Annotated in this window: 10 protein-coding genes; 9 read left to right on the forward strand and 1 reads right to left on the reverse strand. The window is 63.7% G+C overall.

The genetic code is table 11. The annotated features are described in order from the left end of the window. Positions 1-201: 201 nt before the first annotated feature. Positions 202-957, forward strand: a complete 756-nt coding sequence (locus BLT65_RS10925; RefSeq protein ID WP_007587357.1) for a DeoR/GlpR family DNA-binding transcription regulator — start codon at positions 202-204, stop codon at positions 955-957. 30 nt (positions 958-987) lie between these two features. On the opposite strand, the gene BLT65_RS10930 is transcribed toward BLT65_RS10925, so the two are convergent. Continuing rightward, positions 988-2,097 (reverse strand): 2-aminoethylphosphonate--pyruvate transaminase, encoded by a 1,110-nt coding sequence (locus BLT65_RS10930; RefSeq protein ID WP_091777696.1) that lies wholly within the window; start codon positions 2,095-2,097, stop codon positions 988-990. Positions 2,098-2,458: 361 nt separating this feature from the next. Here BLT65_RS10930 and phnS point away from each other — a divergent pair, with 361 nt between their 5' ends. From phnS to BLT65_RS10970, 8 genes are all read left to right on the forward strand, one after another. Then, positions 2,459-3,565 (forward strand): 2-aminoethylphosphonate ABC transporter substrate-binding protein, encoded by a 1,107-nt coding sequence (gene phnS / locus BLT65_RS10935; RefSeq protein ID WP_007587359.1) that lies wholly within the window; start codon positions 2,459-2,461, stop codon positions 3,563-3,565. A 112-nt stretch (positions 3,566-3,677) separates the two neighbouring features. Then, positions 3,678-4,787, forward strand: coding sequence for a 2-aminoethylphosphonate ABC transport system ATP-binding subunit PhnT (phnT, locus tag BLT65_RS10940; protein WP_407671780.1), 1,110 nt, complete (start codon positions 3,678-3,680; stop codon positions 4,785-4,787). After that, a complete protein-coding gene (locus BLT65_RS10945) occupies positions 4,765-5,700 on the forward strand; it encodes a 2-aminoethylphosphonate ABC transporter permease subunit (protein WP_007587361.1) in 936 nt (311 codons plus the stop codon). Before phnT ends, BLT65_RS10945 begins: the two co-directional genes overlap by 23 nt. Beyond that, positions 5,700-6,560, forward strand: a complete 861-nt coding sequence (gene phnV, locus BLT65_RS10950; RefSeq protein WP_007587362.1) for a 2-aminoethylphosphonate ABC transport system, membrane component PhnV — start codon at positions 5,700-5,702, stop codon at positions 6,558-6,560. Before BLT65_RS10945 ends, phnV begins: the two co-directional genes overlap by 1 nt. Before the next feature lie 79 nt (positions 6,561-6,639). Next, positions 6,640-7,383 (forward strand): phosphonate utilization associated transcriptional regulator, encoded by a 744-nt coding sequence (locus BLT65_RS10955; protein WP_091777640.1) that lies wholly within the window; start codon positions 6,640-6,642, stop codon positions 7,381-7,383. Positions 7,384-7,437: 54 nt separating this feature from the next. Beyond that, positions 7,438-8,697, forward strand: coding sequence for a phosphonoacetate hydrolase (gene phnA / locus BLT65_RS10960; RefSeq protein ID WP_091777642.1), 1,260 nt, complete (start codon positions 7,438-7,440; stop codon positions 8,695-8,697). Further along, positions 8,694-10,151, forward strand: a complete 1,458-nt coding sequence (gene phnY / locus BLT65_RS10965) for a phosphonoacetaldehyde dehydrogenase (RefSeq protein WP_091777644.1) — start codon at positions 8,694-8,696, stop codon at positions 10,149-10,151. Before phnA ends, phnY begins: the two co-directional genes overlap by 4 nt. A gap of 4 nt (positions 10,152-10,155) precedes the next feature. Further along, positions 10,156-10,716, forward strand: coding sequence for a phosphonate degradation HD-domain oxygenase (locus BLT65_RS10970; RefSeq protein ID WP_007587369.1), 561 nt, complete (start codon positions 10,156-10,158; stop codon positions 10,714-10,716). Positions 10,717-11,249 lie beyond the last annotated feature (533 nt).

Raw genomic sequence — 11,249 nt, forward strand, 5'->3', positions numbered from 1 at the left:
GCGGTTCAAGGGCATGTGAGGGGCATATGGAGGGCATACGCCTGCCGTCCGCCAACGGCAAGCCAACGAAGACCCGACAGTCCGCCCACAGCCAGCACACGTTCCTTCCGCGCCGGGTCTCCATGCGTAATACAATACGGCGCGGGCTTGCCCGATCCCTGAATACATGCTCGCCGCCTTGCAGCGGCCAACAACATCGAGATGCTGGCAGAACAACGTCATCAATATATTCTGGCTCAGGTCACGAAGACGGGCGCACTGTCGGTCGCCGAGCTAGTTCGCGAGCTCAACGTATCGCGCGAGACCATCCGCCGCGACCTGAACGCGCTCGCCGAGCGCGGCCTGATCGTGACGACGCACGGCGGCGCGCTGTCGAGCGACCGGCGCGAGCCGGACCTCGACACACGCGACGCCGCCAACGCCAGCGCAAAGCGCGCTATCGGCGAACGCGCGGCGCAACTGGTGCCCGACGGCGCGTCGGTCATCATCGATTCGGGCAGCACGACGCACGCGGCCGCACGCGCGCTGACCGACCGCCACCGGCTGACCGTCTATACGAACGACTGGCGCATCGCGCTGCTGCTCGGCCGGCGCAACGACAACCGCGTGACGCTGCTCGGCGGCGAGCTGTCGGACAACGAAGACGCCGCGTTCGGCCTCGATACGATCACCCAGCTGTCGCACTATCACGCGGACTTCGCGCTGATCGGCGCGGGCGGCATCACGCCCGACGCGCAGCTGTCCGACTACTCGCGCATGGCAGCCGAAGTGCGCTGCCGGATGATCGGCGCGGGCAATACGGTCATCGTTGTCGCCGACAATTCGAAGTTCGGCCGCGTGACGCCCGTGCGCATCGAAGGGATGGAGAAGGCGCGCTACGTCGTCACGGAACTCGCGCCCGACCGCGCGCTCGCGAAGGCGATCACCGCGCGCGGCCCCGAAATCCTGATCGCGTGAGTGTCGCGCTTCGCATTGCTTCCGTCTTGCTTACTTCACGCTGATGCCGAGGTCCGCCAGCGTCCGGCCGATCGCGGCGACGGCGTTGTGCATCTCGTTCGCGTCGATCGCGCCGATACAGCCGACGCGGAACGTCTCCACTTGCGTCAGCTTGCCCGGATACAGGATGTACCCGGCCTCGCGCACGGCTGCATAAAACTGCACAAATTGCCACTTCGCGTCACGCGGCGCGTGGAACGTGACGATCACGGGCGCCTGCACGTCCGCCGGCAGAAACGTCTCGAAGCCGAGCGCCTTCATGCCGTCGACAAGCGCCGCGCAGTTACGCGCATAGCGCGCGCCACGCGCGGGCTGGCCGCCTTCCGCGATGAACTGGTCCAGCGCTGTGCGCAGCGCGGCGACCACGTGCGTCGGTGGCGTAAAGCGCCATTGTGTGGTCTTTTGCATGTACGCGAACTGGTCGTACAGGTCGAGCGCCAGCGACGGAGAGCGGCCTTCGCACGCTTCGAGCACGCTGCGCCGCACGATCACGAAGCCCATGCCGGGCACGCCTTCCAGACACTTGCCGCTGGCCGACACCAGCGCGTCGATGCCGCTGTCGCGCAGGTCGATGGGCAGCGCGCCGAACGAACTCATCGCGTCGACGATCAGGCTTTTGCCGTGGTGCTTGCAGACGGCGGCGATCGCGTCGAGCGGATTGAGCAAGCCTGCGCTCGTCTCCAGATGCACCTGCGCGACGTGCGTGATGCGCGGGTCGTCGTTGAACGCGTCTTCGATCGCGGCGGCGCTCACTGGCTCGTCCTCGCGCAGCGGCAGTTCCACATACGCGATGCCCATGCGCTGCAGCACCTTGATGATGCGCGCGCAGTAAGCGCCGTTGTTCGGCACCAGCACACGGCCGTCGCGCGGCACCAGCGTGCCGAGCGCCGCTTCGACAGCGAACGTGCCGCTGCCCTGGAGCGGCACGCACACGTAGTCATTTTCACCATGTACGATCTCGACGAGATCGGCGCAGACGCTGTGCGTCATGCGGTTGAACGCGGTGTCCCACGATCCCCAGTCGCGCAGCATCGACTGACGCGTGACGGGCGAGGTCGTCAGCGGTCCCGGCGTGAGCAGGATCGGGTCGTTTCCAGAAATCACACAGCCTCCTTCGTATGGATCGGTTGCGCCGTTGCGGGCGCACATTGCATTGCCTTTTGTGTTGCCGGCTGCCTTGCATATTATTGGCTATTTGTGTCATTTTGTGGAAATCGGCAGAATCTTCACGTCGGTGTCACAAAAAAAGACGATCCTTGCCGTGCCCGTTCAGGCAAGGCAGCCCATAACGCGTAATCGTCGGAGGGATGCCTTGGCGCAAACGCCGCAAAAAAAGTTGTCAGCAATCTGCAATCTCAGCGGCTCCGGCCGCGACGTCAGGCGGACAGCGCGCCCGAAGCGCGGTCCGGACACCACCACTAACGGGTTACCCACAGGTTTTTTGCCTTTCGGAGAGAACGACATGAAAAAGACGGATCACCTTCGCTCGACGGGCCGCGCTGGTCGTATTGGCCAGACGGCTCGCAAGCTGCTGCCCGCGCTGGTCGCGGCGGCGGCGTTCGGCGGCGCGATGTCCGCGCACGCGGCGGGCGCGGTCGTGCTGTACACGGCTGACGGCCTCGAAAATCTCTACAAGGACGTGCTGCCGGCGTTCGAGAAGCAGGAAGGCGTGAAGGTCAACATCGTGACGGCAGGCAGCGGCGAAGTCGTGAACCGCGCAACCGTCGAAAAGGATTCGCCGAAGGCCGACGTGCTCGTCACGCTGCCGCCGTTCATCCAGACGGCCGCGCAGTCGGGCCTGCTGCAGAACTATCAGAGCGTGAACTACAAGAACGTGCCCGACATCGCGAAGGCGTCGGACGGCGCGTGGGCGACGTTCGTGAACAACTATTTCTCGTTCGCGATCAACCCGGAAGTGGTGAAGAACCAGCCGAAGACGTTCGCGGATCTGCTGCACCCGGACTACAGCGGCAAGGTCGCGTATTCGAACCCGGCGACGGCGGGCGACGGCATGGCCGTAGTCATCCTGACCACGTCGCTGATGGGCGAAGACAAGGCGTTCGACTATCTGAAGAAGCTCGAGCAGAGCGCCAAGTTCCACACCAAGGGTACGGGCTATCTCGACGTGCTGCTCTCGCGTAACGAAATCGCGGTGGCGAACGGCGACTTGCAGATGGATCTCGACGACGCGGCCAACGGCGGCCTGTCGATCAAGCCGATCTTTCTCGCAGCCGAGGCGGGCGGCCAGCCGACCACGTTCCAGCTGCCGTACGCGATCGCTTTGATCAAGAACGGTCCGAACCAGGCGGCAGGCAAGAAGCTGATCGACTATCTGATGTCGACGGAAGTGCAGTCGAAGGTGCCGGACATCTTCGGCATTCCTGGCCGCACCGACGTCCAGCTTTCGGGCAAGAACGGCGCAGCCGTCAAGCAGGCGATCTCGGGCGTGAAGCTGATTCCCGTCGACTGGAACCAGGTGATGGCGAAGAAGGCTGACTGGACGGCCCGCTGGAAGAGCGAAGTGATCGGCAATTCGGGCAAGCAGCTCGAAGTCGTCAAGCCGAAGTAATTACGGCGTCTGATGGAACGCGCGGCGTGGTGATCGTCGAAACGCTCGTCACGCCGCGCAAAAAAGCATTCTGGCGCTTGCATGCGCCAACCAAAGTCACCAACGTAGGAGGATGGACCCGGTGAACACAGTAACGACTCTTGCTGGTTCGGGCGCGCTGGACGCCACGCCGCGCGCGCAAGGCGTCGCGCAGACGGGCGCTGGCGGCGTGCAGATCGAACATCTGACTGTGCGCTTCGGCTCGCGCACGGTGCTCGACGATCTGTCGCTGACGATCGAGCGCGGCGAACTGTTGACCGTGCTCGGCCGCAGCGGCTGCGGCAAGACGACGTTGCTGCGCTTCATCGCCGGTTTCATCGAGGCGGACGGCCTTGCGGGCACGTTGACGGTCGCGGGCCGCGACCTCACGCATGTGCCGCCGCACAAGCGCAATCTGGGCCTGCTGTTCCAGAGCTATGCGCTGTTCCCGCATTTGTCCGTGTTCGAGAACGTCGCGTTCGGTCTGCGCGCGCGTCGCATCTCGACGAAGGAAATCGCGCGGCGCGTCGCCGACGCGCTGAAGCTCGTGCAGCTCGGCGACTCCGGCCACGTGATGCCCGCGCAACTGTCGGGCGGCATGCAGCAGCGCGTGGCGCTCGCGCGTGCGCTCGTGATCGAGCCGGATGTGCTGCTGCTCGACGAACCGCTTTCCGCGCTCGACGCCAATCTGCGCGCGTCGGTGCGTTCCGAACTGAAGGCGCTGCATGAGCGTCTGCCGAATCTAACCATCGTGTGCGTGACGCACGACCAGGACGATGCGCTTGTGCTGTCCGACCGCACGCTGCTGATGCGCGAAGGCCAGATCGCGCAGCTCGGCACGCCGCAGGAGCTGTACGACAAGCCGAACGACGCGTTCGTCGCGCGCTATCTCGGCGCGGCCAATCTGCTGCCGCCGAGCGTTGCATTTGCACTCGGCGACGCGCGTTACAGCGAACGCGACCGCGTCGCGTGTCTGCGTCCCGAGGCGATGCGCATCGTGCCGCTCGGCGAAGGCCAGTTGCACGGCACCATTTCGACGGTCGAATGGTACGGCTCGGTGTTGGCCGTGCAGGTCGCCCTCGACGCGATGCCCAACGATCCCGTGCAGGTGTCGATGCAGCGCGGCACGGGCATGACGCCCGAAAAGGGCGCGCGGATTTCCTTGCGTTACGAGGCAGACGATGTCGTCCTTATTCAGCCCTGACGCCAGCCCCGACGCGCTCGCGCAAGCGGCTGACGCACGCCGCGCCGCGACGGCCGCCTCGCACGCGGCGGCAAAGCGTCGGCGCGAGCGCCTGTCGCAATGGCATCTGGCGTTTCTCGCTGTCTTCGTGCTCGGCCCGCTGGTGATTTATCCGCTCGTGCGTCTCGTGTTGCTGAGCCTGTCGGGTGAGCATGGATTGAGCTTTCACGCTTACTCGACCTTCTTCCAGAACCCGGAAACGAGCGGCGTGATCGGCACGACGCTGTGGATTCTGTTTGCCAGCGCCGGGCTCGCGTCGCTGCTCGGTGTCGCGCTGGCATCGCTGCTGTTCTTCAAGCCGTTTCCGGGCGCGCGGCTCGTCACGCGCTTTCTGGAACTGTTCGTCGCGTTCCCGTCGTTCCTCGTCGCGTTCACGCTGATCTTTCTGTACGGCTCGCAAGGCTCCGTCAGCATCGGACTGCAACGGCTCTTCCATCTCGAGGCACCGCCGCTCGACTTCCTGTTCGGCATCGGCGGCGTGATTCTCGCGGAAGTGGTGTTCTACGCGCCGTTCGTCGTACGTCCGACGCTCGCATCGTTCGCGATGCTCGACATGCGCCTGATCGAAGCCGCGCGCAGCCTTGGCGCGAATGGCTGGATGGTCGCGTTTCGCGTGATCCTGCCGCTCGCGTGGCCGGGCATCGCGGCGGGCACGATCCTGTGCTTTCTGCTGACGCTCAACGAGTTCGGCATTCTGCTTGTGCTCGGCAGCGCGCATCTGATCACGCTGCCTGTGGCCATCTACAGCTCGGCTACTGTCGATCTCGACCTGCCAACGGCTGCCGCCGGCGCCGTCGTGATGCTGGCGATGTCGCTGTCGTTGTATGCGCTGTACCGCCAGGTCAACAAGCGCAAGGTGCGAGGAGCGAAGTAATGTCCGATCTCGATCAAACCGTGCTGCCCGCCGTGCAGCATCGCGCGCGGCCCGTTCAACACGGATTCGTCGCACGCGTCATGGGCGGGCTGTTCATGGCATTCGCCGCGCTGTTGTGCTTCTGGCTGTTCGTGCTGCCCGTGATCGTGGTCGCGCTGTCGAGCGTCGCCGCGCACTGGTCGGGCACGATCCTGCCGGATGGTTTCAGCATGCGCTGGTTCGAGCGGCTCGGCGGCAGCGATTTCGATGCGCTCGTGACCAGCTTGCAGATCGGCTTCGGCGTTGCGATTCTCGGCACGATTCTCGGCCTGTGGCTCGCGCTTGCGCTCGAAGGGCGCGACCGGCGTGGACTCGGCGCGCTCGTCGATACGATCGCGATGGTGCCCAACGGCGTGCCGAGTGTCGTGCTCGGTCTCGCAGTGCTGATCGCGTATCACAAGAAGCCGGTCGATCTGTCGAGTTCCGCTGCCATCGTCGTATTCGTTCAGTTGGCGCTGGTGCTGCCGTTTTGCTATCGCTGCGCGGCGGCCGCGTTGCGGCCCGAACTGACCGTGTTGCGCGAGGCGGCTGCGAGCCTCGGTGCGCCGCCGTCGATGGTGCTGCGCCGTGTCGTGCTGCCGCAACTGGTGCCCGCGATCCGCGCGTCGCTCGCGCTGGGCTTCGCGCTGTCGCTCGGTGAACTGGGCGCAACGCTCACTGTTTATCCGCCGGGTTTCGCGACGGTGCCGATCGTCGTCGTCGGACAGGTCGAACGCGGCTATTACCTGCCGGCGTCGGCGCTGTCACTGATTCTGCTGATCGCTTCGCTTGCCGCGCTGGTGCTGATTGCCGCCCGCGTGCCGCGTCGCCGCGTGGACTGATCGTCAACGTTTCCTGATTTTTCGTGAGGTGTGTCGAGGTCGGCACACCACGCATGTAAATGTGGCAAATATTGTCGAAATGACCGAAAATATGGAAATTGACTCGGGCGACCGGATCGAAGTGGTCAGGCGGCATTCGTTGACGGCGCTGGTGCGCGACGAGATCGAGCGGCACATCGTCGACGGCAAGCTGGCTCCCGGCGACAAGCTGAACGAAACGGATTGGGCCGCGCGTCTGCAGGTGTCGCGCGGGCCGGTGCGCGAGGCGTTTCGCGCGCTGGAGCAGGCGGGGCTGGTGCGCAACGAGAAGAACCGTGGCGTGTTCGTGCGGACCGTGTCGCTGGCGGAAGCCGACGAGATCTACGCGGTGCGCGCGGTGCTCGAAGAGGCGGCGTGCCGGATGCTGGCCTCGCGTATCGACGCCGCGCAACTGGCGGCGCTGCGCGCGCATGTCGACGCAATGCGCGCCGCGCTCGATGCCGGCGATCACGACGCGTATGCGCGCGCGAACGTCGCGTTTCACGATGCGATCGTGGCGACGGCGGGCAACGGCAAGCTGTATGAGACGTATCGCAGGCTGGTGGGTGAATTGAGTCTGTTCCGGCGCGCCGCGCTGGGCGTGCGGTCCGATGCGATGGAGCGCTCGCTCGCCGAGCATCGCGCGATTCTCTCGGCGCTCGCCGCGCGCAATGCGGACGAAGCCGCACAGCTGATGCTCGCGCATGTGGACGGCGGCAGGCAACGCGCGCATGAGGCCGTCGAGCCGCGCGCGTCGAACGTAACGGACGAAGGCAATGACGGGTTGAGCGCGCTGCTCGCCTGAACAGGGCTTGAACGAATCAAGAACACGCGTCGGCGACGCGTAGGGAAGAGTGCAATGGCAATCCAATCCGAACGTAATGTTGAAGTGAATGGCCGCAGCTACCGTCTGCCCGTCAAGCCGACGGTGGTCGTGTGTGTCGACGGTTGCGAGTACGACTATCTGGAAGCGGCCGTGAACGCGGGCGTGGCGCCCTTTATCGGCAAGATGTTGCGCGACGGCGCGGCGTTCAAGGCCGACTGTGTGATTCCGTCGTTCACCAACCCGAACAACCTGTCGATCGTCTGCGGCGTGCCGCCTTCCGTGCATGGCATTTGCGGCAACTACTTCTGGGACCCGCAGGCCAACGAAGGCAAGGGCGCGGAAGTGATGATGAACGATCCCGCTTATCTGCGCGCGCCGACGTTGCTCGCGGCTGCCTCCGATGCGGGCGCGGCTGTCGCCGTCGTCACGGCTAAAGACAAGCTGCGCCGCCTGCTCGGCAACAAGATGAAGGGCATCTGCTTCTCGGCGGAAAAGTCCGACAAGGTGACGCTCGAAGAAAACGGCATCGAAGAAGTGCTCGGCCTGGTTGGTTTGCCCGTGCCCGATGTGTACAGCGCGGGGTTGTCCGAATTCGTGTTCGCAGCGGGCGTGCGGCTCGCGCAGACGCGCAAGCTCGACCTGATGTATCTGTCGACCACCGACTACATCCAGCACAAATGGGCGCCCGGCACGGAAGGCGCGAACGCGTTCTACGCAATGATGGACGGCTATCTGGCGCAGCTCGACGCGCTCGGCTGGGTGATCGGTCTCACCGCCGACCACGGCATGAACGCGAAGCACGATCCGCAGACGGGCGAGCCGAACGTGATCTATCTGCAGGACGTGATGGACGAATGGCTCGGCGCGCGCGCGGCCCGCGTGATTCTGCCGATCACCGATCCCTATGTGGTGCATCACGGCGCGCTCGGTTCGTTCGCGACGATCTATCTGCCGTCCGACGCAAACGCGCGCCAGGTGATCGAACGGCTTGGTGGCTTGAAGGACATCGAAGTCGTGCTCGACAACCAGGCGGCGTGCGAGCGCTTCGAGTTGCCGAACGACCGCGTGGGCGACATAGTCGTCGTCAGCAAAAAGAATACGGCGCTCGGCACGCGCCGCGATGAACATGACCTGTCGGGGTTGACGGTGCCGCTGCGCTCGCACGGCGGCGTCTCGGAACAGGTGGTGCCGCTGATCTTCAATCGACGCATCGACGAAACACGCGTCGCGGGCAAGCGCCTGCGCAATTTCGACGTGTTCGACCTTGCGTTAAACCATGTGGCGGCCTCATGAACGCAATCCTGCAGTCCAACGACCATCCGGCGTTTCGTGCGGAAGCGCTGCGTCTGAAGGGCGAGCGCGCAGCCCGCGCACGTACGCTCGATGTGTTCGATCCGTACTCGGGCATGCGCGTCGGCACGGTGCCGATGGCGAGCGTCGACGATGTGCGCGCGGCTTTCGAATACGCGGGCGCTTATCAGGCGAAACTTACGCGTTACGAGCGCTCGCAGATTCTCGAGCGCGCGGGCATCTTGCTGCGTGAGCGGCTCGAAGCGGCGTCGGATCTGATCTCGCTCGAATCGGGGTTGTCGAAGCAGGACTCGCGCTATGAAATCGGGCGTGTGGCTGACGTGTTGAAGTTCGCATCGATTGAAACCTTGCGCGACGACGGCCAGAGCTTCTCGTGCGATCTGACGCCGCACGGCAAGAAGCGGCGCGTGTTCACGCAACGCGATCCGCTCGCGGGCGTGATCGTTGCAATCACGCCGTTCAATCACCCGATGAACCAGGTCGCGCACAAGATCGCGCCTTCCATCGCGACGAATAATCGCGTGATTCTGAAGCCGTCGGAGAAGGTGCCGCTGTCGGCCTATTTTCTCGCTGATGTTCTGTATGAAGCTGGTCTGCCCGCGCCGATGCTGCAGGTGCTCACAGGCGACCCGCGCGAAATCGCCGATGAACTGATCACCAATCCGCTCGCGGAACTCGTCACGTTTACGGGCGGCGTGGCGATCGGCAAGCATATCGCCGAGCGCGCGGGCTACCGGCGCGTCGTACTGGAACTCGGCGGCAACGATCCGTTGATCGTGCTCGAAGACGCGGATATCGAGCGCGCGGCTACGCTGGCCGTGCAGGGTTCGTACAAGAACTCGGGGCAGCGCTGCACGGCCGTCAAGCGGATCATCGTGCAGAAGAGCATCGCTGCGCGCTTTACGGAACTGGTCGTCGAGAAGACGCGCGAATGGACGTACGGCGATCCGTTCGATACGTCGAACCAGATGGGCACCGTCATCGATGCCGACGCGGCGCGGCTGTTCGAAGCACGCGTGAACGAAGCCGTCACGCAGGGCGCGCGCCTGTTGACGGGCAACCAGCGCAAGGGCGCGCTGTATGCGCCGACGGTGGTCGATCAGGTCGATCCGTCGATGACGCTGATTCGCGAGGAAACGTTCGGCCCCGTCTCGCCGATCATCACCTTCGACACGATCGAAGACGCGATCCGCATCAGCAATGGCACGCCGTTCGGTTTGTCGTGCGGGCTATGCACGAACCGGCAGGATGTGATTCCGCGCTTTATCAACGAACTGCGCGTCGGCACGGTGAACGTGTGGGAAGTGCCGGGGTATCGCGTCGAGCTGACGCCGTTCGGTGGCATCAAGGATTCGGGGCTCGGATACAAGGAAGGCGTGCAGGAAGCGATGAAGAGCTTCACGAATCTCAAGACCTTTTCTCTTCCGTGGGAGTGATGTTGTGGCATTGAATCTCGACGACATTCGCGGACTGTTCGAAGCGCACGGCCAGCTTGCCTATAGCGGCGAGCCGGTGACGCAGCTCGAGCATGCATTGCAAAGTGGCGCGCTGGCGGAATCGGAAGGCGCTGCTGAAGAACTCGTTGCGGCGGCGTTTCTGCATGACCTCGGGCATCTGCTGAACCGGCAGGGCGAGACGCCGACCGCGCGCGGTATCGACGATCTGCATCAATACTTTGCGCTGCCGTTCTTGCGGCCGGTGCTGCCGGAAGCGGTGCTGGAGCCGATTCGGCTGCACGTCGATGCAAAGCGCTGCCTGTGCGCTATCGATGCGGCGTACTTTGGGAAGTTGTCAGTGGATTCCGTGCGCAGTCTCGAACTGCAAGGCGGCATATTCAGCGACGACGAGGCGCAGGTGTTCCTGAAGAAGCCGTTTGCCGAGGATGCGCTGCGCTTGCGTCGCTGGGATGATCTGGCGAAAGAAGCGAATCGCGCCACGCCGGATCTCGATCACTATCTAAATCTCGTGTCGCGTGTGATGGAGCGGCATGCTGCCGTGTGACTTATATCTGTAGGCAGGCCACGCGTACTTGCCTCATATGTCATGCGTTTTACGCACATCAAAAAACCGCTTGCAACCGCGCAGGCAAGTGTCTAGAATTCCGGTCTTTCGCGCTGCGGCCAACGTGGCGCGAAGGAAACGAGGAAGGCGGGAGAGCCAGTATTGACGGGGCTTTCCGGTGGAGTCAGCGGGTCGGGAAGTTAAAAAACCGGTTGACGAAACGAAAAAGGTTCTTCATAATCTCGTTTCTCTGCTGCTGACGCAGCAACGTGGTGAAAGCAAGGCGCTTCCCGCGAATGTTCTTTAACAATCAACAGCCGATAAGTGTGGGTGCTCGATGGCGGCGCACGGTGATCTTCGGGTCACCGAATAGCGAAAGTAATCGAGTCTCACACAGAAGTAATTGAGGAAGGTTCGAGTAATCGAAACTTTCGTCAGTGATTTTGAGTGAGCGACCGGTTCTTAACGGAACCGAAAAACAGTAACAGGTTTGAACTGAAGAGTTTGATCCTGGCTCAGATTGAACGCTGGCG

The sequence above is a fragment of the Paraburkholderia steynii genome (assembly GCF_900100565.1).
GTDB lineage: Bacteria > Pseudomonadota > Gammaproteobacteria > Burkholderiales > Burkholderiaceae > Paraburkholderia > Paraburkholderia terrae.

Coding starts and splice junctions, on each gene's coding strand:
- BLT65_RS10925 (WP_007587357.1), top strand. CDS start 202: ATGCTGGCAGAACAACGTCATCAATATATTCTGGCTCAGGTCACGAAG.
- phnS (WP_007587359.1), top strand. CDS start 2,459: ATGAAAAAGACGGATCACCTTCGCTCGACGGGCCGCGCTGGTCGTATT.
- phnT (WP_407671780.1), top strand. CDS start 3,678: ATGGACCCGGTGAACACAGTAACGACTCTTGCTGGTTCGGGCGCGCTG.
- BLT65_RS10945 (WP_007587361.1), top strand. CDS start 4,765: ATGTCGTCCTTATTCAGCCCTGACGCCAGCCCCGACGCGCTCGCGCAA.
- phnV (WP_007587362.1), top strand. CDS start 5,700: ATGTCCGATCTCGATCAAACCGTGCTGCCCGCCGTGCAGCATCGCGCG.
- BLT65_RS10955 (WP_091777640.1), top strand. CDS start 6,640: ATGACCGAAAATATGGAAATTGACTCGGGCGACCGGATCGAAGTGGTC.
- phnA (WP_091777642.1), top strand. CDS start 7,438: ATGGCAATCCAATCCGAACGTAATGTTGAAGTGAATGGCCGCAGCTAC.
- phnY (WP_091777644.1), top strand. CDS start 8,694: ATGAACGCAATCCTGCAGTCCAACGACCATCCGGCGTTTCGTGCGGAA.